The following is a 22997-nucleotide window of genomic DNA, read 5'->3' as shown; positions in this document are numbered from 1 at the left end:
CTTCATTCTTTCGGACTATATTTTAGAATGGTCATATATTTTGTCCACGGCCCAACTTCATCTTTGTATTGTTTTGCCAGGACACGGCTTATTTGAGCAATATGGCCTTGATCATGAACCACCCATGCACTTAACAGATTCAATAAAGTTACTGGCCCCAGCGAGGGATGAATGCCAACTCGCTGTAGGTCGGATTCGGTTAAGCCAAAACCATTTAATTGTTCAAGATTCGATCTTCGCAAGGATTCGAATTCCTCAAGCAGATCCTCCAGAGACTTGCCCTTGCTCTCTTCAAATTGAGCAAAACGATCGTAAGGATGAAAGGTTTTCTGGTCACTATCGTTCATAATGATGTAAGTTCGTGGGATCCAATCTGTTCGTTCCCCGTGCACTAAATGTCCAACCACATCGAAAGGACTCCAGCTATCGCCCCCTTCGTTTGCACGAGTCCAGTCATTAGATAGCCCGGATAACATAGCTTTTAGAACTTCAGGAGTTCGTTCCAGGAGGTCAATTGCTTGATCAATTTTAAAGGTCATAATTTGTTTTATAGTGGTTGTATTTCAACCTGGTTTTCATTTTTTACGTGACTTTGGTAATTAAGTAGTTCGTGCACATCCATCAATTGGGGTAAGTGATCCAGTTCGCATAACACCGCAATAGCCTTGCATAAACCCTGGAAAAGTACATCCTGATCTAATGGAAGATCTGGTCTCTTATTACTAGATCTGAGAGGAAGATCGTAGCCGCAGCCATCGAGGAAAGCAGCCTCAATCATCAACAGTTCGGAAGGACTATATCCATTGATCTTCCGTCCTAAACTTTCATGGACTCGCCCCACATAATTAAGATGTGTTGTGCCGTGTTCATTCGAGAAATGTTTCCATGTATCTGTTTTGTCGCAAATGTTTCCCACCGCACATTGCATGGCACACTCCGGATGTAGGGTGTTACCGTGAAAGGCAATGTAAAGTTTTCTAATGGCGCGGTCGAAACGGGAAGAAGTAATCATTACAAAACGGTATTAATTTCACAAAAAGGTACGAAAAAATGTAAGGCTTTTCTACAGTTTAACAGCAGCAAACGGAATTATATCGTAATTGTTAATGAAATGAATTAATTTGAGTTATAATTTATTAACTTTCAAATAATTAACAATCTAAAATTCCAATTATGAAGATCTTACTTTCCCTATTATCCCTTATCCTGATGTTTGGTTCTTGCAAGAACGAACACGACGGGGATCATGATCATGCCGCTGCAGTTGCCGCTGCTTTCAAGGCAAATTCTGAAACCGTTATGGCCAATTTAAAAGGCTGGCAGGAAGAAAACCTGGATTATTCGATGTATGCAGACGATTTCTATATGTACGACACCGCATTTGGTGCGAAAAAAGATTCCTTGTCGCTTGAAGAGATGAAGGCTTTCGATAAACAGATGTGGGCAGATTACGATTTCCGAATGGTAAGTGAAGCCTCTTTGTTACCAGGAGTAGAAAGAGGTGGAACCCAGCCGGATGGTTCGGTGAGGCATTACCCGCTGTGGGAAGTTACCCTACCAGCGACAGACTCTACAGAAGCCCGTAGTGCAACCATACAGCTATACGAGTCCTTCGACTTCAACCCGGATGGGAAGATCGTAAGACAGCAAGTGTTTGGAGACTTCACCGGGCTGATGATGTATTTGCATGGCCAGGGTGAGAAAATGGAATAGCAGTAATTTACAAACTGTATTAAAAAAAAGCCTTCCATTACGGGAAGGCTTTTTATTTTTTATTGCGATCCTTTTGTCTTTTCATCTTTATATAACGGAATAAGAGGCGGATTCCCAGGCGGGCGAATAGAATTACAACAATTATAGTTATGATATCGATCGCACTCACTAGCCCGAATTTAATTCAGATTCGATCTCATTGGCAGTGGCTTCAAGAATTTTATCAAAATTTAAAAGAAAGTCCAGTTTGGTGTTGTCTGTTTCTATCTTCATATTGATTAGATTTTCCAGCTCAAGGTTATTTGTAAACACCGAAAAATCTGTTGGAGAATTAATTTCAACCATATCCCTTCCGTGAGTCATTTTGGCGTAATTTAGGTTTTTCATTACAAAAGGTTCAATGATCGTATTGAGCTGAGTCAAGGAGTAGTTTTCGATCACCTCGGCAAATTTTAAACTTTGTTTGGTACGCAATAGCAGGGTTTTAAGGCGAATATTCTTTAATAATGAAATATTTTTGTCGTTTAGGAATTCACTTGTAGTGGGCATGTCGAAAACAACACTTATTACTTGTGTGAGCCCTTCGATCGAATTATAGATATCGGCCAACGAATCCTTATTCTGCATATTCATAAGGTGCAAAGTCCTTATGTTTTTACTTTTAACGACAGAGTCTATAGCGCGAATCTTATTGTTCGCCAATAATTTGGTTTCTCTAATCTCTTCAAGCATTCGCTCGTATGTGGAATTTATCTCTTGTTTCTGAATTCGTTCGGCATTCCATGTGTTGAGTTGTAATGCCAAGAGTATACCCACAACGACCAGAACTATTTCCCCAATGGCGTAGAGCAGGTATTTACTCAATTTGTTTTCGGAGAGTAAACTTTGGCGGATTTTTCTGAAGAACTTAATCATTGTTGTTGCACAGATTATGGATGAAATATCAACTTTTCCGAAAGGGCGGAATTAGCATTTAATTCAGTTTAAACCAAAGAGAAAAAGGCAGGAATTCTAGTATAGTATATTGTCCAGGATTCGGTCCAGGTGTTGTTCTCTGGGTTTAAATTTATTATCTGCCAGGAATATCTCACTAATCTCCTTTCGAAATTCTACAAGTTCCATATGCGAATATTCGTGTTGATCTATTCCTCCCCTTATTTTTGCCAGACGTTTTTTATTGCTGTCCTTTTTAAATTCGCCGTACATTTTCTCGAAGGTTTCCTCGTCTGTTTTAGATCTGATCATGCTCAATTCTTCCTCGTCTATCTCTTTGTCTATTTGTGCAGCTAAGAGCATTATATAGATCTGTAATTCGTGTTTGGTCCAATTGGGTGTTTTATGTTTCATGCGTATTTAATTTTGAAATATTTGAAGATAGCCAATTTTAGGATGAAATTTAAGCATTTACCATAGCATTAGAATTGGAAATAGATGAATTGCTCACCGCTTCCTTGAGAAATTACGATAAGAAAGAATAGGATTGCCCAAAATACACCAAATACCCAGGGATTGGTTCTCTGGGCTACTTCCTTCATTGAAGTATTTCGCATTACCCAATGACAAATAAATAGTCCGGAGATGATTAGCAATACTTTAGCAATGTCGAACTCATATAATACTTTTGCGCCCTCATCATTTAGGAAGAACATGGACTTGATCATATTCCATGCGGTGCCAAATTCCCGGGCCCGGAAGAAGACCCAGGTAATATTCACAAGGGTATAAGTTAGAAAGGCCAAAACAATACCATTCCAGGCATTGATCTTCACCTTTACCATCCCCTTGAGCAGTCGTTCCACAACCAGGTAAATTCCGTGTAATGCGCCCCAGACCACAAAGGTCCAGGCAGCTCCGTGCCAAAGCCCTCCCAATAACATGGTTAGCATTAAGGCAACGTACATACGCGTTATTCCATGTCGATTCCCGCCTAAAGGAATGTATAAATAATCCCTTAGCCAGGTGGAAAGTGATATATGCCACCTGCGCCATAGATCTGAAAACCCTATGGCGGCGTAAGGGTAGCGGAAGTTATCAGGAAGTGTGATCCCTAACATAAGTGCGATCCCGATCGCACAGGTAGAATACCCGGCAAAATCGAAAAATATCTGCCCCGAAAATGCCAGGGTGCCAGTCCAGGCATCAAGGCTATAGAGTACTTCCCTGCTTCCAAAAACTGTATCGGCTGTACCGGATAGCAAGGTGTCTGCCAGAACAACCTTTTGAAATAAACCAATGGTAAGTAAGAAAAGCCCCCACATAAATTGGTTGGCGGTAGCTTTCTTTTCGGTGTAAAATTGGGTGAGAAGTTCTTTAGCGCGAACAATCGGTCCTGCCACCAATTGAGGAAAAAAGGTTACATACAACGCAAAATCTAGAAAGGTTCGGGCAGGCTCCAGGCGGCGGTTATACATATCGATGGTATAAGACATGGTCTGGAAAGTGTAAAACGAAATTCCCATAGGCAAGATAATATCCATGGGCCTGGCTGTGTAGTCCACGCCCACCGCATTCAGCAAGGCGGTAAAATTCTCCAGTAGAAAGTCGCCATATTTAAAAAAGGCGAGGAAACCCAGATTCACGAACATACTTAGCAACAACCATAATTTTCTTTTACGCTTATCCACCAGAACAGCTAGTTTCTTTCCGGCGGTATAATCTACCACTGTAGAGATCCAAAGCAGTATGACAAGGGGAGGGTTCCATAGTCCGTAAAACACGTAACTTGCCAGCAACAGCATTCTTTTTTTACCCGTCCAGCTAAATAGTTTTGAGTAATACAAAGCCAGAACCAGAACGAGAAAAACCACAAAACTTAAAGAATTGAAGAGCATAACTATTCGGTTTTAGAATGGGTTAATACTCCGTCCTTTTTCAGGATCTTTATCAATTCGGTGGTGAAAAAATCGGCGTCCTCTTTAGACAGGTGAGACCATTCCGGGAGGTTCAGATCATGGAATTGTTGATAATCTGCGTAGTGATAGGCCGGTAATTTCGATCTCAGTACGAGGGAGTCCCAATATTCGGTTCGTGGGAGACCCTTGGCTTCGATCTCTTTGAACCATCCGTCTGAAGGGCATCGCACTAAGATTATTTGTCCTCCTCTTTCACGAAATTTCTCAGCATATTTCAGGAAGAATTCGGTAGTTCCTTTTTTATCAGGTGGCGGCATAGCACCTGATAACATATCCTGCCAGGCCAATTTTATCGTATTTGCATAAGCCGTATCGTTTGTGGTTCTTTCAGACATCTGTACATTTCTGTCAAGGGAGACGTCTTCAAATTGATAGAAGGGTGCAGGGAGAGGGCCTGCCCGTTCTCCTTTTCTTAATCGTGTTAATAAGGTTTTAAGATCCACATCCGAATCCCAGGTCTCGTCGGCCACAGTCACAAAGGCCAGGTTTTTTTGTAAGGGAATGGAAAAAAGGTGGTTGAGACGTTGCGCATAGGTTCTGTCATAAAAGTGCTGTATACGTTCCTTGGCGCGACTTATAGGCGGAGCCTTATCGAAGGTGGTTGAAAAAAACAATCCTTCAGTAACACCCACGATCATAGTGCCATTAAAATCTGTATTTTCAACAATGTCCTGCAAGGTAGGTAGCGGAGAAGCACCTTGAAATGCCAGCATAACCGGTTCGGTGCCGGTTTGTTCTCTCCACAGATCCAATTGAATATCGAACAATATCCTTGATGACCCGATGAAAACAACCTGATCGTCTGAAGGATTTTTCAACTTTGCTCGTTGAATGGAAGACAAATTGTTGTTGTCGTCTATATTGGGGACCATTCCTTGAGATCTCCAATACAATTCCCAACAAACAACAGAGGCCAGGCCCAAAACGATTGCAAGAATAAAAGATTTATGCAGTTTCATATACGTTAAATAAAAACTACACCACGCCCGTTTTCCATTAAATTGAAAGTGAATTATTAAAGTAAAGAATGTGGATTTTTTGCCATAGATTATATAATAGCAAAAGTGCGGAGGTTGGCATTGGTTAGTTAGTTAGCTAGATAAAGGTAGAAAAATTATCTCACTAAAAATTAGGAGCTTATAAAATAATTCGTTGTGTGCAGGTAATAGTTTTATCCCACCAGTAAGGCAGAAATCGCAATAAGTGCTGGTAGAGCCTGGACAAAGAAGATCTTTCGGCTGGCCGTGATGGAACCATAGATTCCGGCAACCGCTACACAGATCAGGAAGAATAAGGCTACGTTGGTTTGCCACTGTTCATTTTCAATAAAGAAACTCCAAATTAGTCCGGCAGCCAGGAAACCATTATAAAGTCCCTGATTGGCTGCCATAGGTTTAGTAGGCTCGAACAGTTCTTTAGGGAAATTGCGAAAAACCTTTCGGCCCCGGGTAGTCCAGGCGAACATTTCAAACCACATGATATAAAGATGTAATAAGGCGATAAAGCCTATGAGCAGAGTGCTTGCGAAAGACATGAGTTTATAGGTTTGTTTCTATAAACTTACGACAATATTCCTTTATCGCATTCCTGGTCTTAAGAAATGCTGCATGAATTTCTTTGTTAGAACCTGTTATTTTGGATGGGTCGCTGAAGTTTTGATGCAATCTAACTGCATTCGGTGCCTTTATGATAGGGCAATTCTCATGCGCCTGGTCGCAAACCGTAATTATAAAATCCCAGCTGATACCTTCATAGTCCTCAATGTGATTTGACGTGTGAGAACTAATATCTACACCATCCTCGGCCATAATGGAAACGGCGTTCAGATTTAATCCATGAATTTCAACCCCTGCGCTGTAAATTTGTGCTTTTTTCTTAGCCATACCCTTTAAATATCCATGGGCCATCTGGCTCCTGCAACTGTTTCCAGTACATAGAACCAGCACGTTCTTTATAAATTTTACCTTTTTGCTTCGGCGCTCCATAAGCACATTATCATGCCATACCCCATGGCGTTGTGCGATCTTTTCTCGAATCCCTAATACTCTGAAACCACAATCCTCATGGAGTTTTATACTTGCCCGGTTCTGGGGGAAAATAGCGGCCTGTAAGGTCCAGTAGCCTTCCGTTTCACAAAACTCTATTAAGTGCTCAAGTAACATTCTACCGTAGCCTTTGCGTTGATGGGCTGCACCCACATACACAGTATTTTCAACTACGCCTTTATATACAGCTCTCGGGGAAGTAGGGCTTAAGGCACACCATGCTACGACCTCATGATTTTCCTCTATCACAAATCGGCCGTGAGGTAAGAATTTTTTATTCCATGTTTCCCAATCCGGGACCTCGGTCTCGAATGTGGCAATGCCGGTAGCCAGGCCTTCTTTATAGATCCGGGCTACCTGAGGATAATGTTCTTTTTGGAGGGGTAGAATTTGCATAGTCTAACAACATCCACTACTGGTATTACAGCAACCCATTGCCGAGGCTACCTTCGTGATCACACTCGGAATTCCACAATCAACTTTCGCTTTGCAATCTGTTTTTGTAGTTTCAAGTGAAATGACCAGGTCACTGCCTTGTATTTTATGATCACCTATAAACAATTGAGTGGTATGAAAATTTTTATTTCCGTACTCTATTTTAATTTCAGAAGCAGGATCGAACGCTCTCATCCCGGCGACCTTATTGAGGATGCCTGTTGCTTTATTAACCGATAAATACTGTGTTTTTAGAAGTTCCAAAGGGCTTTCCCACAACTGGATAATTGTTTCATTCCAGTTATCCGAATTCGCTCCACAGTCGATCGAATCTATCATTACATGCTTCACTTCGGTGATATGATAATTGGCCCCCACAAGCTTGCCCGGGCTATATTCAAAGATGAGTGCTTTATCCTGATGAGCCTGTAATAACGATAGAAATTCTTGTGTTTTCATGAGTGCCTGTTATGGAGTTAGCAACATTTTCGTTCTGTTGTTTCAAAAAATTCGGTAAACAGTTCTTTGAGTGCAGTGAGTTTATCCTTGTTGATATAATAATACTGCGCCTTTCCTTCAAATTTGCTACGCAATAATCCAGATTTCTTTATCACCTGCAGATGCTGGGAGGTAGTGGGCTGTGAGAGTCTAATTTTTTCTGAAATATCCTTACATAGGCAACCATCGCAATCGCCAATGTAATTGAGTATTGAAATTCTGGCCGGGTGCGATAACACCTTGGCCAGATCTGCCAGTTGATTTACCTGTATGGAATGCAAATGTCTTTTTGAAACGCCCATGGAATATAATTTATATATCGCAATATTACGATATTAAAGCCAATTAAAAAAGCTTTCAGAAGAAATTCCTGCTAAAAGCTTTTCTATTTTGTTGTTTCTAGAACCAGGGTTTCTTTCCTACCTGATAGGTGTTGTAGAAATCTTCGTCACTTTTGGTGAGGTAGATGATCCCTTCAATAAAAGGAATTATCGCCACCGCCATAATGATAAAAATCCCAATAATAAAGCAATAGGTAATTAGGCCGATCACGAATCCCGCGAGTAGGATAATCCCTTCTTTATTATATCCGAGTATAAACTTGTGTATTCCCAGATAACCTACAAAGAGTGCCAGTAAACCCGCGATGAGTTTCTTGTTCTCTTTACTTTGGGTAGCTTCGGTCCAGCCTTCCTTGAATTCTTTAGCTGTCGATTTAGCCTCTTGTTTTATTTCTTCGGCTGTATCCTTTGCTTCTTCGTTTAATTCGTTGGCCTTGTCCTCTAGCTCATCCCCGAGGTTTTCGTTGTTTTCTTCAGACATAATTATTTATCTTTTTTGGTTAGTATTCTAAAGTACGAAATTAAAACCAGCCTTTTTTGTTCACCTGATATGTTTGATAGAACTCTTCGTCACTCTTTGTAAGGTAGATAATACCTTCTATCAATGGAATTATCCCACCAATACCACAGGTTACAAAAGTTATTACAATTTGAAGGATCCCCTCTTGCGTATATCCCAGGATAAACTTGTGGATACCTAAAGACCCAATAACGATCGCAAGGATACCCGCAATCATTTTCTTGTTCTCACTCTGAGTTACCTGGTTCCACTCTTCTTTTATTTCGCCGGCTGCTTCCTTGGCACCCTCGCCAATTTTATCGGCTGCATTCTCAACACTTTCCTTTGCATTGTCGAATGTGTCCTTGTTATTTTCTTCAGACATAGTTGGTTATTTTAAATAAGTAAGTTTTAAAATTATAAAAAATAATGATAGCAGCACTATGTTTTTATCAAGGGAATTATTCGAAGGCAGCATCCACTGGTTCCCACAACTCGATCTTATTTCCTTCCGGGTCCAGGATCCAGCCAAATTTTCCGTAGTCGTATTCCTCCATTTCACCAACAACCGTCACTCCTTCATTTTTTAACGCAGCGAGGAGTTCTTTTAGATTTTCTACCCTGAAATTCATCATAAATTGTTTTTCACTGGGTTTAAAGTATTGGGTATCTTCTTTAAATGGGCTCCATTGGGTAGAACATTTGTTGCCTTCTTCGTCCTTCCACCAAAATGTCCATCCATATTGATCTGTTGGTATCCCCAGGTGTTCCTTGTACCATGTTTTTACCATATCGGGATCTTTTGTTTTAAAAAAGAATCCTCCTAGTCCTGTTACTCTTTTTTTCATGATCGTTATCTTTTTACATTCAATTCGTAAATATCTATCCATTCCTTCACAGACATTTTCCCCGTAAGTTCTCCTATAAGCTCATAAGGAATATCATCAATGCGCTTAAATCGGATACAGCTTTTTCCCATGTCCAGTTTGTATTTACAATGTTTGGGATATTCACTAACAAACCAGTCGTATAGTTCTTTTTTCGCGTACATGCCCATATGATATACCGCAACAAAGTTTTTCTGTGAGGCTATATTCATAAAGGGTAAAGGAAGTTTTGGGTCGCAATGATATCCGTCGGGATACTTGCTATGGGGTACATAATACCCTATCATCTTATAATTCATTCCCTCTTCAAAACCTTTAGGAAGGTTCTTCAGGATGACAGATCGCAGTTTGGCCATTGGTGCTTTGCGTTCTTCCGGGATCATATTCATGTATTCATCGGGTGTTGCTGCTTCGTATTGCATACTAAATTTATTTTCGTTGTAAGATTAATGCCGAGATTATAGAAATTACCAATCCTATCATGGCCACGGTTATAAACATGATAAAGGCCATAAATCCGGAGCCTCCGTAATCCTCCATTTGTTGCTCCAGAACCGCTTTCTGGGTTTCAAATTCTTCGGCTGGCAGGGTGGCCTTCATTTTGGAGGTCATCGCCGCAAGATACTCTTGCGCGAAATCGGGATTTATCACTGTGGTATATATATAATCTACTACCCCAAATCCCAGTCCGGCGAATAAGGAGATTAGAAAACCTAACCACAATGCTCTTCCGAAGCTAACTTTCCCATCATTTATGTGATCTCTGTAATGGCGAATTCCAAAGAAAACAAAGACAAGAGACGCCACCATGGTAAAATACCCAATGGCCTCCTGTACAGAATAACTCATGCCTTTCCCGATAAGAAAGGCTAGCAGAAAAAGTACAGATGCCGTTAGCAAACTGTACAAACCGTATTTCAATACTGTTTTTTTCATGGATCGTTTTTTAAATGTTTCAGCAAATGTATACTCGATTGCAGCCGAAACACTCATACTAAAGTACCAATTCGTATCAAACTTTAGTACTATTTGCGGTTTAGGTAAGGATTTTAAACGATTTTGCCTGCTGTATGGCCTGAGTTCTTCGTTTTACATCAAGCTTTGTAAATAGATTACTCACATGTGTCTTCACCGTGCTTTCCGAAACAAATAATTTCTCCGCGATCTCTTTATTAGAAAGCCCTTTTGCGATTTCCTGTAATATTTCATATTCGCGGCTGCTAATTCCCAATTCCTCTATTTTACGCTGGTCAATTTTTGTTTCTTCGGAAGCGTTAGTATCTGGAGTGGAGGATCTTCGGCTTAAAAGAAAACCTATTAGCAGGAACAACAAGGCGATACCTGCAACCACCACTTCCATCTGAATACTTCCCGAAGTGACGGTATATTTACTCAGCTGAAAAAGCGTGAGCAAGGCAATGATTAGAAGCGTAAAAACTACGATCGTTTTCTTCACACTTAAAAGTAGAAAATTCTTTGGTTATTAACGATCATCGTTCTTATCTCTTACCAGTAGGAAAACTCTTTACGATCTTTTCGAAAATTGTTTCTGCCAGTTTTCGCTTGCTTTCCACAGTCCACCCTGCGATATGCGGACTTAAAATCACATTATCCATCTGTATTAGCTCCTTTAACGCATGAGGGATCTCTTCGGAAGTAAATAGCGACTCAAACGAATTTTTCTCATATTCGAGTACGTCCAGCCCTGCACCAAGTATCTGCCCCGATCTTAGGGCAGCGACCAGGTCTGCCGTAACCACACTTTTACCGCGGGCCGTGTTAAGGAACCAAAAGGGTTTGCTGAAATTTGAAATGAAATTAGCATCCACCATTTTGTCGGTCTCCGGAGTCCAGGGGGTATGCAGGCTAACCACATCGCTCATCTGTTGAAGAGTCTTTAACGAAACCTGGGTCGCATTTTTGTTTCCCACTCCCTCCTTTATATCGCAACAAAGTACAGTACAATTAAATCCGTTCATTTTTTCGGCGAAGGCTTTTCCCATATTTCCGTAACCTATCAGGCCTACGATCTTCCCGTCGAGTTCTGTTCCGCGATTAGCTTCCCTGTTCCAATGGCCGCTACGAACTTCGCGGTCGGCTTTGTTTAGATTATTGAATAAAGAAAGTAGCATCCCCAGCGCATGTTCGCCAACGGCATTGCGGTTACCCTCGGGCGCTGCAATGAGTTCAATGCCTCTGGACTCGGCATATTCTGTATCGATACTTTCCAGGCCGGCGCCTACCCGGGCAATGAATTTTAGCTTCGTAGCCGCATTGATAAAATCGCGATCGATATCGAATCGACTACGAATCACAATTCCGTCGTACTTGTGGATCATCCCTTTAATTTCCTCCCTGGATCCCGTATAATTCTCGGTATTGGTAAAACCAGCCTGGGCAAGTTGTTCTATCAATATGGGATGGTTTGTATCCAGGTGAAGTATATGCATCGCTAGATCATTGGGTATTTAGTTCGTGTTTTTTTATCTAATACCTCCCCAGTATGTTTGGTACTTAGTTTCTCAAAAAGCAAGAGATGGACTTCCTCCTCATCACGGCTTTTGGGACAATGTTCTACTCCTTTCGGAACCACAATGATCTCCCCGGGATGTACGATCTCTACTCTATCGCGGAAATGCATTTCGAGCACTCCTTTCTGTACAAAGAACAGCTCGTCTTCATCTTCATGAGCATGCCATACAAACTCACCTTTTATTTTGGCCAACAGCACCTGCATATCGTCCACTACCGCTATACGGTGAGGATGCCAGTGATCTGTAAATTTCTCGAATTTTTTCTGAATATTAATAGGCTTCATAGCACCTCATTTTTATTCAAACAAAGTACGAATTTCTTCAGGAATTTTAGTGGGTTTTAGATTTTCAGTAGACAGAAGACACCAATTGGTGCTTGCTTCTACCAATAGCTTCTTATCACTACTTCTAAATATATTATAACACCTTTTACTTCGCACTCCTTCAGCGGTGGCCACCCAGGTATCGATTTGCAATTCTTCGCCTTCAAAAGCGGCTGCCTTATAGTCTATTTCATGGCGTAGTACATACCACACATATTTCTTCCGAAGATCTTCAGAAGCATTCCGTTCCCAGTGTTTTTCGGCCGCTTCCAGGCACCATTGCAGGTATGCTAGGTTGTTTACGTGCCCTCTGTCATCAATAGCCGATGCCGGAACGGTGATATGCAGGCTGTAAATCTCTGGATTCAAAAATGAAGAATGATTTTGGATATCCAGAAGAACAGGAAAATTCCGAAGATATCATTACTGGTGGTAATAAAAGGCCCGGTTGCTATGGCCGGATCGATACCGCGCTTATCGAGGACGATTGGAACGAAGGTGCCCACCAAAGCAGCTACAATGATCACAGATAACATAGAAACCGCAATGGTAATACTAACCAGTTGATCTTGTCCTACGATGGTACCAAATAGAATAACCAGTAAGCCAAGGGCGAGTCCGTTTATTAATGCCAGGCCAACTTCTTTTATCAAACGGTTGAAGAGGCTGCCTTTTACATTGTCGTTTGCCAGTCCCTGCACGATGATCGCACTGGATTGTACACCAACATTACCCGCCATCGCCGCAATTAACGGTGTGAAGAAAAAGAGAATGGGGTATTGGGTGAGTGCTTCTTCAAATCCCTGCATGATGTACACACTTCCTAAACCACCAAAGAGCCCCAGAACAAGCCAGGGTAATCGTGCCCGCGTGAGCTGCCAGATACTATCATCTGCTTCAACATCACCAGAAATACCCGCGGCCATCTGATAATCCTTCTCGGCCTCGTCTTTTATAAAATCCATGATATCATCAATGGTGATGCGTCCTAACAAAACGCCTTCTTCATCGATCACCGGGATGGCTTCGAGGTCGTACTTATGCATGATCCGGGCAACTTCTTCGTTTTCTGTATTTACCGTTACATAATCTACTTTTGGTATATACACCTCACTTATATGTGCTTTTTCGGGTGCTGTGAGCAGGTCTTTAAGAGACAATCTTCCTTTTAGTTTCCCATCCTTATCGGTCACATAAATGGAATGAACGCGTGTAACATTTTTGGCCTGGCGTCTCATTTCTCGCACGCAGCCCGCCACGGTCCAGGTTTCCTTTACTTTCACAAGTTCCTTTGCCATTAAGGCTCCGGCCGTATCCTCGTCGTAATTAAGGAGTTCGACAATGTCGGCGGCTAACAGGTCGTCCTCGATCTTTTCAATCACCTCCTGCTGAATCTCATCGTCCAGTTCGGCTACGATATCGGCAGCGTCATCGGTATCCATTTCCTGGAGTTCTTCGGCGATTTCCTTAGGGGATAACCTACTGAGGATCTTTTCCCTAACATCGTCGTCAAGTTCCATCAGTGCTTCTGAAGTGATCTCACTTTCAAGAAGTTTGATGAGGTAAGTTGCGTCGTCGCTGTTCAGCTCCTCCAGGATCTCGGCCACATCGGCAAAGTGAAGTTCGTGCAGCAATTCCTGTAGCCCTTTCCCGTCTTTTACGGAAATGAGCTGCTCGATCTGAGAAATGAAATCAGTTGTTAGCTGAAACTGCATCTTCTTCTATCTTTTGTGTGAGTGAAATAAACGCCTCGACCGAAAGTTGCTCCGGCCTAAGGCCAAAGATAGTATCTTCTTTTAGTTTTTGAGAAAGATTAAAGATTTTTAAGGAGTTACGCAGGGTTTTCCGCCTTTGCTGAAATGCCGTTTTTACAACTTTGAAAAATAGTTTTTCATCGCAGGGAAGGGAGTAATCCTTTTTACGGCTAAGGCGAAGTACGCCGCTATCTACCTTGGGAGGGGGGTTAAAAACCCCTGGTTTTACAGTAAAAAGGTATTCTGCGTTGTAAAAAGCCTGTGTTAAAACCGATAGGATGCCGTATGTCTTACTTCCGTCGCCAGCACAAATACGTTGGGCAACTTCCTTCTGAAACATTCCGGTAAATAGAGGGATCCTGTCCCGGTGCTCCAATAGTTTAAATACGATCTGTGTCGAGATATTGTAAGGGAAATTCCCGGTAATAGCAAAAGATTGATCGGGGAAAACTCTTGATAGATCGTATTTAAGAAAATCTGCCTCCACGATCTCCAGCGGTTTGCCTTTAAAATGTTCCTTTAAATATTCTATAGACTCCTTATCCAGATCCAGAGCGACGAGTTTGATGGGTTTTTCAAGCAGGTATTTGGTAAGTACACCCATACCTGGTCCAATTTCCAGAACATTATTACAGGAGGTAAGGGTAAGCGTATCCGCAATTTTTTCGGCTATTCCCTCATCATGAAGAAAATGCTGCCCCAGATGTTTTTTCGCCCGAACAGGTTTATGCATAGTTTCAAAGGTACGTATTGTATTAAGATGAAAACCCTTCAGAATTATAAAAACAGCACCCAAGTCTTCGGGTATTTACCATTTATCGATAGTTTTCCCTGTTCACCAAAAGTATGTAGGAATTTTCTCCATATTTTGTAGGTTTACTCTCAATTTGTATTCGCCTAAGGCTGTACAAGTATATCAAACCTCACAAAAGATGATTAAATATCCCCTATTGCTTGTGGCGATTCTTGTCGCTTTTACTGGCTTTTCCCAAAACGGAAAAACCGACAATTTCAACTCTAATATCGATGATAACGGATTCAGATTCGAGATTCTTACCACTGGAATAAACACCTCTTATTCAGATTATGGCTCCTGCCTGTTTAGGGATAAGTTCATTTCTTATTCTTCCAGAAAAATTGGTGCATTTGCCAGACAGGACCCTATAACCGGAGAACCTTTTACCAATCTATTCTGTAATGACATCCTGCCCGATTGGGACTTGGAACGTCCTTTGTTGTTCTCTTATGTGTTGAATAAAAATGAGAACCTGGGAACCGTTACTTTTACGGAAGATGGTTTTACCATGTATTTCACCACCAATTTGAAAGGGAATACCCAATTGTTCCAATTGTTCATGGCTAAAATGGATCCGGTAAAATTGGGTCGATGGGAGAATATTACCCCCATGAGCTTTAACAGTGAATCCTATTCGATTGAAAATCCGCATCTCAGCAATGACGGTCGTACGCTTTACTTTGCATCGGATATGCCGGGATCTGTGGGTGGTTTCGATATTTACAAGATAAAAATAATGGAAGATGGCACTTTTGGACCTGTTGAAGCTGTAGAGGGAAATATCAATACCGTAAAGGACGAAAAGTTTCCCCATACTTCTCCCGATGGTAAGTTTTTATATTTTGCCTCTAATGGGCATCCGGGCCTGGGAGGGTTCGATATTTTTAAAACTCGAAAAACTAGGGAAGGATACAAGCATATTGTAAATTTAGGTAATACACTCAATTCTACGGCTGATGAAGTTGCATTCATCCCTGCAGAAGAAAGGCTGGGATATTTTACTTCAAATAGAAGTGAGGGAGAAGGTAGCTTCGACATATATCGATATACTGAATCCAGATTAGAACAACAAGTGACGGGTAAAGTACTGGATTTTGACACTGGACTTCCCTTAGCAGGCACTTCTGTACAATTAACTGATACAGACGGCAATGAAGTAGGAAGTGTGCTTTCAGATAGTGAGGGTAACTTCCAATTCCAGGTGCTGCCTTTCGAAAACTACACCCTAACCGCCGAGAAAGACGGATTCCAAACAGGTTTTACGATGTTCGATACGGACAATAAAACCGAGATATTTCAACAGGATGTAATTTTAAAGATCATAGCCGCGGAGATCGTGACCACCGAAGAAAAGACATATATTAAAATTGAGAACATTCAATTTGATTTTGACAGTGCCGTGATAAAGCCAAATTCGACTATTACTCTAAATAAAGTGTATCGCACGCTTAGAGAGAACCCGGAAATGAAAGTTGCTATTAATGCTCATACAGACAATCGTGGGAACGATAGCTACAATCAAAGGTTATCACTTGCACGGGCCAAATCTACAGTAGATTATCTGGCTGCAAAAGGTATAGCCGGAGACAGGATGATCCCGTCTGGCTTTGGGGAGAGTTCTCCTTTGATCGAGTGTACCCGATGCACCGAAGAAGAACACGAATTAAATAGAAGGGTTGAATTCATCGTGATGGATGAATCCCCTCAAATTAATTAAGACTCACTCTTAATCTAAATCTGGTTACTGTTCACTAACCACTTCAAGTTCGGTACGAAAAGCTACAAATTTGCCCTCAAAGGGTTTACTCTGTGCCCTTAGGGACGGAGCATTCTCCTTGTAATATTTCTGAAGCGTTTCAAGCGAATCTGTACGATATTGAATCGAGTAGGTGATCCCACCCATTTCTTCCTCTACCCGTACACGGGTCATCAGGGCTTTGCTAAATTTTCCAGTATCCAGCATGGCCGGGATGTGTTCGGTTTGCATCCATTGTAACCATTTGTCGTGGATATCTTCGTCTATATTTATGGTAACATTGTATATGTACATGCTTTATTAATTTATTGAACGGAATTTATACTAATCACTACTGTGATCATATTTATCCAAAAATTCGGTTGTCTTTTCTAACAACTCCTTTTGTTTCTCTATCCTAAATTTCATCATATAACTATAACCGGCTAGGATGTTGCCAAACTTCCGGTTATTGTATTTTTCGATGGCTTGAGGTTCACCATTTATCAGATCGAAATTTTCCACCGCATAAGGGTAATAGTAAGTTGTGTACGTCTCTAATGTAGCTTCATCGATCCCTTTTGCCCAGGCGTAATATTCGTACAGGGAAATGATATCATCTCTTAATTCTACATCTTCATACAATCGCATATCGCCAGTTTCTACCACAGCATTGTATGCATTCTGTTTATAATAACCATTATTTAACTGAAGGGCTTCCAAACTAAGGCTATTTATCTTTTCAACATTTTGGCCCGAAGTAACTTCAATTAATAGGGTATCGATTTTGGCTTTCAAATTTTCACATTGTGTCAAAGTTCGCTCGATATTATTACGGTTGAATTTAGTTTCGGCTATGATGTTGGTAGTATGTCGCTGGACGATCTGCGCTTCTTTCTTCTCTTCTGAACAGGTATTTAACTGAAAGGCGATCAAAATACCCACCACTACTACCAAAAACTCCAGAGAATGATTGAGCCAGTCTATTTTCCGAACTCTTGCCATGCGAAAATGCTAATAGATTATAATTGCTAAATATAGAAAAGAAAAACCACCTGCCAGAAGCTGAGATATTGGGATTACTCGATGGCATCCCCTCTTAACATCCTGAATCGCTTTCGGGCCTCCACAAAATAAATACTATCTGCAAAGTCATAGATGATCTGTTCGTAGAGGTCTTTGGCTTTTTCGGGTGCTCCTAGTTGGGTCTCATATAATTTGGCCAGACGGAAGAAGGCATCGTCTGCCAGGATATCCTCCTTGTAGAATTCGATGATCTTTTGGTAGTTGGCTTCAGCTTTTTCAAACTGCAAGGTACTTTCAAAAAGCTTCCCCTGTTTCAATAAAGCTTCGTCTTCAATTTTCTCGCCTTTGTGATTTAGTAAAATTTCGTCCAATGCGGCTATTGCTTCCGGGAACCTGTTCTGTAATGCCAACAGATCTGCCCTTGCAAACTTTTTAAGTGCCGTTTGTGTAGAATCCTCCAGCGAATTGTCACGGATCATCAGGCTTAATTCCATAGCGTCATTGGAGATAAGTTGGGAAGATGATTTCTTCAAGACATCCAACTGTACCTGGGCCCATTGAAAGTCTCCTTTATAGTAACTTGTCTTAGCCACTTTAAACCTGGCTTCCTGCGCAAGCACATCGTTCTTTACTTTTTTCTGAATTTGAGAATAGTAGATAAGCGCCTGGTTGAATTTTTCATCAAATACCAATATATCTGCCAGCTCCATTTTTACCCTTGCCTGCTGATATATGGACAATTCCTCGTTCGCCAGGATCTTTAAGTTGGCGATGGCCTTTTCTTTCTTTCCTGCCTGAAATGCGAGAAAGTGATTATAGTCTAACTGTAAACCGTATGAATTGCCATTCTTGCCAAAGCTCTCAAGTAATTTTTCGAACTCGGTTTCTATTCGGGGATAGTCTTTTAGTTGCGCAGTATCCAGCATGATCTTCATTCGGTATTGCTGCCCTTGCATTGCGGCCTGCATGGTGGGCGCATTCTCTATAATGAAATCCACGATCTCTCTTGCGCTTTCATAATCTTTTTCTCCCATAGCGATAAGAGCCAGATCCACTATCCCGGTGAGATCCCGTTGGTCTCTTCTGTAAATAGCCTTCTCCTGGGTAAAGGCCTTCTTGAAATCTTTTTGCTGAATGAAAAGCCAGCTAAGAAGCTCGTTATATAATGTATTCGGATTGGATTGAGATTTCTTTAATAGTGTCTTCCGAAGAATAACATTGGCTTCGTTGATGGGGTCTTCGGTGACATACTGACTAAAATTTCGTTTTGCGATAGAACGGTATGCCGGATTACTCTGCATAAGGTTGAGGTAGGTGTCGAACATTTCTTCCAACTTCCCCAATTCGCCATAGATCCTGGCGAGTTGAACATTATAATCCTTGTTGGGATCCCTGTCCATGGCAGATTCGTATACCTCGACCGCCTCGTCCAGCAAGCTGTATTCTTCAAAACTCTTTCCTATCGAGTAGGCGTACACAGGATTTTCAAGGGTGTACTCAATTGCTTTTCGATAATTCACCTGGGACAACGAATCCTTATCCTGTAAAGAATAATTATAGCCTAACTCTACATATAATTGAGGAATAATTCTTCGTCCACTCAATTTTTCGATCAGCATTTCTTCAGCAACAGAGAATTTTTCCAACTGTTGGTTAGACTGAATGATATACAGAAAGAAATCGAGACGTCCGGGATTTTTACTATACAGCTTATCGTAAAGGGAAAGGGCTTTATCGTATTCTCCCCTGTCGAAATAATTTTTAGCCAATAGCTCATTCTGGCCAACACAGGGTGTGGCCAGCGCCAATAAGAGTAAAAGTACTATAATGCGCATAGGGTAAATATAACGAAATGATACCGGAAAAGGTATATCAAAAACAAGGCCGCTTCTTAGACGATCATATCAAAACCACAATAAGGAACAAGTACATCGGGGATCTTTATACCTTCCGGGGTCTGATAATTTTCAAGAATACCTGCAATTACCCTTGGAAGGGCCAGGGCGCTTCCATTAAGAGTATGAACTAATTGATTCTTTCCATCGGCATCTTTAAATCGAAGTTTAAGACGGTTTGCCTGAAAAGTTTCAAAATTAGAGACCGAAGAAATTTCCAGCCAGCGATCCTGAGCTGTTGAAAACACCTCGAAATCGTAGGTAAGGGCAGAAGTAAATCCTAGATCACCCCCGCATAGCCTTAAAATGCGATAGGGTAATTTAAGATCACGAAGAATTCCTTTAACGTGATCAACCATACCGTCCAATGCTGCGTAGCTATTATCGGGATGTTCTATTCGTACGATCTCTACTTTATCAAATTGATGCAGGCGGTTCAGCCCTCGAACATGGGCCCCATAGCTTCCTGCTTCTCTTCTAAAGCAAGGTGTATAGCCTGTACAGCAAATGGGGAGCTGATTATGCATCAACAGATCTCCACGAAACAAATTAGTTACCGGAACTTCGGCGGTTGGGATTAAATACAGATCGTCACCGGTTACATGATACATCTGTCCTTCCTTATCCGGGAGTTGTCCGGTGCCGTACCCACTGGCTTCATTTACTAGATGAGGAACCTGGTATTCGGTGTATCCGGCGGCGGTATTCTTATCGAGGAAATAGGTAATAAGTGCCCGTTGTAATTTGGCACCTTTTCCTTTAAACACAGGAAATCCGGCTCCGGTTACCTTTACACCCAACTCGAAATCGATCAGGTCGTATTTTTTAGCGAGTTCCCAATGGGGCAGGGCATCACCACTCAAAGCGGGGATCTCTCCCTCCGAAAATACCTCTTCATTATCATTCTCGTCTGTACCGGCAGGAACGCTTTCGTGCGGGATGTTGGGCAGTATGTACAACAGCTGCTCCATGGTATCGGTGGCAGTTGAAAGTTGTTCCTGTAGTACTTTCGACTCCTCTTTAAGCGCTACAGTTTTTTCTTTCAAAGCGTTGGCTTTGTCGATCTCTCCGTTCTTGAAGAGCATCCCGATCTCCTTAGAATATCTATTCGATTCGGCCAGGGTTTCATCAAGTTTAGCCTGGGTGCTCCGCCTTTCCTCATCTGCCTGTAAAACGGCTTCGATATCGGCCGTGGCATCCATGCCTCTTTTAGCAAGGGCCTTTATAAATGCTTCTTTCTGTTCGCGAATTTCGTTTACCTGTAACATCTGCCTTTAAAATTTAAACACTCTCCATGATCAAATCATAAGAGAGCAGGGGCAAAGTTAGTAAAAATGCCTGCTTAAGTCCTTATTTTTTATGATAATCATCCGGGGAAGGAAGTATCCAATCGTGATGTTTAAAATGATGCCATTTTTGAGCGGCGAGGTCGGTTTCAAGATCGATAAGTCGATGGAATTCGCCGTCGTTTATCTTTACTTGAACATCCATAAATACAGCCACATCCCTACCTTTCTCTGCCTCGATCTTTTTAATACGCTGTGCTAATTGCCACAACAGGTCGGGCTTGGTTCTCACATTTCGATTCTGCTTAGCACTTAGCAAATTCGAAAATCCGTATCGTTCTCGTTCTCCGGTGGATTTATCCTCTATCCAGACCGTTAGCAGCCCTCTTTTTGAGCGCAGCATCATGCGCCAGCTAAGGCGATGTGCTTCTTCGGTCCAGAGAACATCGTCTTTAAAGAACCAATGGCGAAGTGGAAGCGATAATTGTATAATGAAATAAACAGAGAGAACGCTAATGAGAACAGGTTTATATTTCGGGACAATTATTTGCCCGTCCGTATAGACAATTTTTCTCTTCCGAAGAAACCATTTTTGTAAAGTTTCCGAAGAAAAAAAGAAAAAGGCAAACGCCATCGACATATAAGGAAAGATACCTATCTGAAATACGATCGAATTGAACAGGTGAAAGAAAACCGAGATCCAGAAAGCAACCACACGCGTTCGTTTCCAGAGTAAAAGTGGCACAATAAGAAGATCGAATAAAATCCCTACATAGGCAATACACCAGTGTACCCAGCTTTGTTGCAGGAGATCACCAATTAACCAGTAGTGCTTTTTCCCGCTCATGAAGTACTGGGCTACGGTTGCATCCAGCCAGTCCGGGTACAACTTTGCAATGGAAGCGTAGGTATACACGATCCCAACTTGTAATATTACAGTGATCTTCACCCACTGCGGCATAGAAGGAGATTTTAATGCTGGATTTCGCCTGGCATCGAGAGAAAACCATCGATTGGCGGGCAAAAAGACCATGATCCAGCAGAGCAGCATCATCAGGTAATAATGGTTGTTGTACGATGTTTTCTGCATTAAATATACCGCTGTCCACATGAGTGCATAAGCAGCCATACTATATCGATACTTGTACCCAAGCATGACGCAGAGTCCAAAAACACCCATGAGCGCAAAATAAAAATACATGCCATTACCCGGGAGAGGCTGTAAAAAATCGAAACCTATAAAGTTGAAAGTAAATTCGGGTTCTACGAGGGTTCGTTTCACCCATCCGGTGGCGATGGCTCCAAAAGCTTCGATGGTAATAAGCAATCCAAATACAACCCGCCAGAGTACGAGCCCTGTATTGTCAATATGCCTGAAAAGGATCTTATCCAAAATTCTTTAAATAATTTCTGGCAAAGGTTTCGTCTTTTTGAATTGCATCCTTAAGATCTGCCATGGTTTCGAAGGTTTCTTCCTCCCTTATTCGGGCAATGAATTCTATACGGAGAGAACGATCGTAAAGATCCTCATTGAAGTCGAGGAAATAGGTCTCAATGGTTTTATTTTTACCACCTACCGTTGGATTGGTACCTATGCTGGTAATTCCATAGACCAAGGAGCCGTTAATTTCTGAAAAGACGATATAAACCCCATTTCCCGGGATAAGTTTGTATGTTTCTTTTATTAGAAGGTTAGCCGTAGGATAATCGATCGTGCGACCAATACGCTTCCCTTTAACCACCACCCCGCTAAGCATGAAAGGATACCCGAGGTATTGATTGGCGGTGGTGATGTCACCTTCTTCAATGGCTTTTCTGATCTTTGTCGAACTCACTGTTACTTCACTGATCTCCTGGGCAGAGATTTCTTCAACTTCAAATTCGTAGAGCGATCCAAATTCACGAAGGTCGTTTATACTTGCAGTTCTATTTCGCCCAAAACGGTGGTCGTATCCAATTATTACCTTTTTCGCACCCAGTGCATGTACCAAAATATCACGAACGTATTCTACTGCAGTCATCCTGGAGAATTCGGCTGTGAATGGGTGTACGACCAGATGATCCAGGCCGGTCCTGGATAGGAGTTCTTTTTTTTCTGAAATGGTATTGATAAGCTTAATATCGCTTCCTTGTTGAAGTACCATGCGAGGGTGTGGAAAGAAAGTGAGCAATACAGATACCATTCCTTCCTTGGCTGCAGAATCTACCAGGCGTTTCAGGATGGCCTTATGGCCTACATGAACACCATCGAACGTACCAATGGTAACTACAGAGGGTTGGTCAATTTTATACGAGGTTGCCGAACTGTATTCTTTCAT

29 protein-coding genes are annotated in these 22997 nt (G+C 41.6%); 2 read left to right on the top strand and 27 right to left on the bottom strand.

All coding sequences use genetic code 11. The features are described 5' to 3' along the window. Positions 1 to 2: 2 nt before the first annotated feature. On the bottom strand, positions 3 to 539 hold the full coding sequence (locus C5O00_RS04230; protein WP_105215232.1) for a DinB family protein: 537 nt from the start codon (positions 537 to 539) through the stop codon (positions 3 to 5). A gap of 8 nt (positions 540 to 547) precedes the next feature. Continuing rightward, positions 548 to 1012 (bottom strand): Na(+)-translocating NADH-quinone reductase subunit F, encoded by a 465-nt coding sequence (locus tag C5O00_RS04225; protein WP_105215230.1) that lies wholly within the window; start codon positions 1010 to 1012, stop codon positions 548 to 550. A gap of 161 nt (positions 1013 to 1173) precedes the next feature. Between C5O00_RS04225 and C5O00_RS04220 the strand changes: the two genes are divergently transcribed. After that, positions 1174 to 1713, top strand: coding sequence for a hypothetical protein (locus C5O00_RS04220; protein WP_105215228.1), 540 nt, complete (start codon positions 1174 to 1176; stop codon positions 1711 to 1713). 168 nt (positions 1714 to 1881) lie between these two features. Here C5O00_RS04220 and C5O00_RS04215 read toward each other — a convergent pair whose 3' ends face one another. The 19 genes from C5O00_RS04215 to rsmA form a co-directional block, all read right to left on the bottom strand. Then, positions 1882 to 2628, bottom strand: a complete 747-nt coding sequence (locus tag C5O00_RS04215; protein WP_105215227.1) for a hypothetical protein — start codon at positions 2626 to 2628, stop codon at positions 1882 to 1884. A 96-nt stretch (positions 2629 to 2724) separates the two neighbouring features. Next, positions 2725 to 3060, bottom strand: a complete 336-nt coding sequence (locus C5O00_RS04210; protein ID WP_105215225.1) for a hypothetical protein — start codon at positions 3058 to 3060, stop codon at positions 2725 to 2727. A 68-nt stretch (positions 3061 to 3128) separates the two neighbouring features. Continuing rightward, a complete protein-coding gene (locus tag C5O00_RS04205; RefSeq protein WP_105215223.1) occupies positions 3129 to 4544 on the bottom strand; it encodes an MBOAT family O-acyltransferase in 1416 nt (471 codons plus the stop codon). Positions 4545 to 4546: 2 nt separating this feature from the next. After that, positions 4547 to 5584, bottom strand: coding sequence for a hypothetical protein (locus C5O00_RS04200; protein ID WP_105215221.1), 1038 nt, complete (start codon positions 5582 to 5584; stop codon positions 4547 to 4549). Between the two features lie 212 nt (positions 5585 to 5796). Next, entirely contained in the window at positions 5797 to 6159 is a 363-nt protein-coding gene (locus C5O00_RS04195; protein WP_105215219.1) for a DUF1304 domain-containing protein, read from the bottom strand. Between the two features lie 4 nt (positions 6160 to 6163). Further along, positions 6164 to 7066, bottom strand: a complete 903-nt coding sequence (locus tag C5O00_RS14685; protein ID WP_105215217.1) for a GNAT family N-acetyltransferase — start codon at positions 7064 to 7066, stop codon at positions 6164 to 6166. A 3-nt stretch (positions 7067 to 7069) separates the two neighbouring features. Continuing rightward, positions 7070 to 7564, bottom strand: a complete 495-nt coding sequence (locus C5O00_RS04185) for a DUF6428 family protein (RefSeq protein WP_105215215.1) — start codon at positions 7562 to 7564, stop codon at positions 7070 to 7072. 17 nt (positions 7565 to 7581) lie between these two features. Further along, entirely contained in the window at positions 7582 to 7905 is a 324-nt protein-coding gene (locus tag C5O00_RS04180) for an ArsR/SmtB family transcription factor (protein WP_105215213.1), read from the bottom strand. A gap of 97 nt (positions 7906 to 8002) precedes the next feature. Next, positions 8003 to 8425: a TM2 domain-containing protein gene (locus C5O00_RS04175; RefSeq protein WP_105215211.1), complete on the bottom strand. Its 423-nt coding sequence runs from the start codon at positions 8423 to 8425 to the stop codon at positions 8003 to 8005. Between the two features lie 40 nt (positions 8426 to 8465). Further along, positions 8466 to 8828 (bottom strand): TM2 domain-containing protein, encoded by a 363-nt coding sequence (locus tag C5O00_RS04170; RefSeq protein ID WP_105215210.1) that lies wholly within the window; start codon positions 8826 to 8828, stop codon positions 8466 to 8468. Between the two features lie 76 nt (positions 8829 to 8904). Further along, positions 8905 to 9291, bottom strand: a complete 387-nt coding sequence (locus C5O00_RS04165; RefSeq protein WP_105215208.1) for a VOC family protein — start codon at positions 9289 to 9291, stop codon at positions 8905 to 8907. 5 nt (positions 9292 to 9296) lie between these two features. Beyond that, the gene (locus C5O00_RS04160) at positions 9297 to 9752 is read right to left on the bottom strand and encodes a DUF1801 domain-containing protein (protein WP_105215206.1); all 456 of its coding nucleotides are present in this window, start codon (positions 9750 to 9752) and stop codon (positions 9297 to 9299) included. A gap of 7 nt (positions 9753 to 9759) precedes the next feature. Continuing rightward, positions 9760 to 10266, bottom strand: coding sequence for a DUF4199 domain-containing protein (locus tag C5O00_RS04155; protein WP_105217570.1), 507 nt, complete (start codon positions 10264 to 10266; stop codon positions 9760 to 9762). Between the two features lie 100 nt (positions 10267 to 10366). Further along, positions 10367 to 10786 (bottom strand): response regulator transcription factor, encoded by a 420-nt coding sequence (locus tag C5O00_RS14680; protein ID WP_105215204.1) that lies wholly within the window; start codon positions 10784 to 10786, stop codon positions 10367 to 10369. Positions 10787 to 10829: 43 nt separating this feature from the next. Further along, a complete protein-coding gene (locus tag C5O00_RS04145; RefSeq protein ID WP_105215202.1) occupies positions 10830 to 11780 on the bottom strand; it encodes a 2-hydroxyacid dehydrogenase in 951 nt (316 codons plus the stop codon). A gap of 2 nt (positions 11781 to 11782) precedes the next feature. Next, the gene (locus C5O00_RS04140) at positions 11783 to 12148 is read right to left on the bottom strand and encodes a cupin domain-containing protein (RefSeq protein ID WP_105215200.1); all 366 of its coding nucleotides are present in this window, start codon (positions 12146 to 12148) and stop codon (positions 11783 to 11785) included. 12 nt (positions 12149 to 12160) lie between these two features. Continuing rightward, a complete protein-coding gene (locus C5O00_RS04135) occupies positions 12161 to 12556 on the bottom strand; it encodes an acyl-CoA thioesterase (RefSeq protein WP_105215197.1) in 396 nt (131 codons plus the stop codon). Next, on the bottom strand, positions 12553 to 13902 hold the full coding sequence (gene mgtE, locus C5O00_RS04130) for a magnesium transporter (protein ID WP_105215195.1): 1350 nt from the start codon (positions 13900 to 13902) through the stop codon (positions 12553 to 12555). Before mgtE ends, C5O00_RS04135 begins: the two co-directional genes overlap by 4 nt. Continuing rightward, the gene (rsmA, locus tag C5O00_RS04125; RefSeq protein WP_105215193.1) at positions 13880 to 14674 is read right to left on the bottom strand and encodes a 16S rRNA (adenine(1518)-N(6)/adenine(1519)-N(6))-dimethyltransferase RsmA; all 795 of its coding nucleotides are present in this window, start codon (positions 14672 to 14674) and stop codon (positions 13880 to 13882) included. The genes mgtE and rsmA overlap by 23 nt, the downstream gene beginning before the upstream one ends. A gap of 199 nt (positions 14675 to 14873) precedes the next feature. On the opposite strand from rsmA, the gene C5O00_RS04120 reads away from it, so the two are divergent. After that, a complete protein-coding gene (locus tag C5O00_RS04120; RefSeq protein WP_158676774.1) occupies positions 14874 to 16454 on the top strand; it encodes an OmpA family protein in 1581 nt (526 codons plus the stop codon). Positions 16455 to 16478: 24 nt separating this feature from the next. Here C5O00_RS04120 and C5O00_RS04115 read toward each other — a convergent pair whose 3' ends face one another. The 6 genes from C5O00_RS04115 to C5O00_RS04090 all read right to left on the bottom strand — a co-directional run bounded on the left by C5O00_RS04115 (position 16479) and on the right by C5O00_RS04090 (position 22997). Beyond that, positions 16479 to 16787: a DUF4286 family protein gene (locus tag C5O00_RS04115; protein WP_105215190.1), complete on the bottom strand. Its 309-nt coding sequence runs from the start codon at positions 16785 to 16787 to the stop codon at positions 16479 to 16481. 30 nt (positions 16788 to 16817) lie between these two features. Beyond that, entirely contained in the window at positions 16818 to 17477 is a 660-nt protein-coding gene (locus C5O00_RS04110) for a hypothetical protein (protein ID WP_105215189.1), read from the bottom strand. 74 nt (positions 17478 to 17551) lie between these two features. After that, on the bottom strand, positions 17552 to 19333 hold the full coding sequence (locus C5O00_RS04105) for a tetratricopeptide repeat protein (RefSeq protein WP_105215187.1): 1782 nt from the start codon (positions 19331 to 19333) through the stop codon (positions 17552 to 17554). 56 nt (positions 19334 to 19389) lie between these two features. Further along, on the bottom strand, positions 19390 to 20661 hold the full coding sequence (gene serS, locus C5O00_RS04100) for a serine--tRNA ligase (protein ID WP_105215185.1): 1272 nt from the start codon (positions 20659 to 20661) through the stop codon (positions 19390 to 19392). A gap of 82 nt (positions 20662 to 20743) precedes the next feature. Continuing rightward, positions 20744 to 22075, bottom strand: a complete 1332-nt coding sequence (locus C5O00_RS04095; RefSeq protein WP_105215183.1) for an HTTM domain-containing protein — start codon at positions 22073 to 22075, stop codon at positions 20744 to 20746. Beyond that, entirely contained in the window at positions 22065 to 22997 is a 933-nt protein-coding gene (locus C5O00_RS04090) for a bifunctional riboflavin kinase/FAD synthetase (protein WP_105215182.1), read from the bottom strand. The genes C5O00_RS04095 and C5O00_RS04090 overlap by 11 nt, the downstream gene beginning before the upstream one ends.

The sequence above is a fragment of the Pukyongia salina genome (assembly GCF_002966125.1).
In the GTDB taxonomy this organism is placed as follows: domain Bacteria; phylum Bacteroidota; class Bacteroidia; order Flavobacteriales; family Flavobacteriaceae; genus Pukyongia; species Pukyongia salina.
This window is presented reverse-complemented; position numbering and strand designations above follow the sequence as displayed.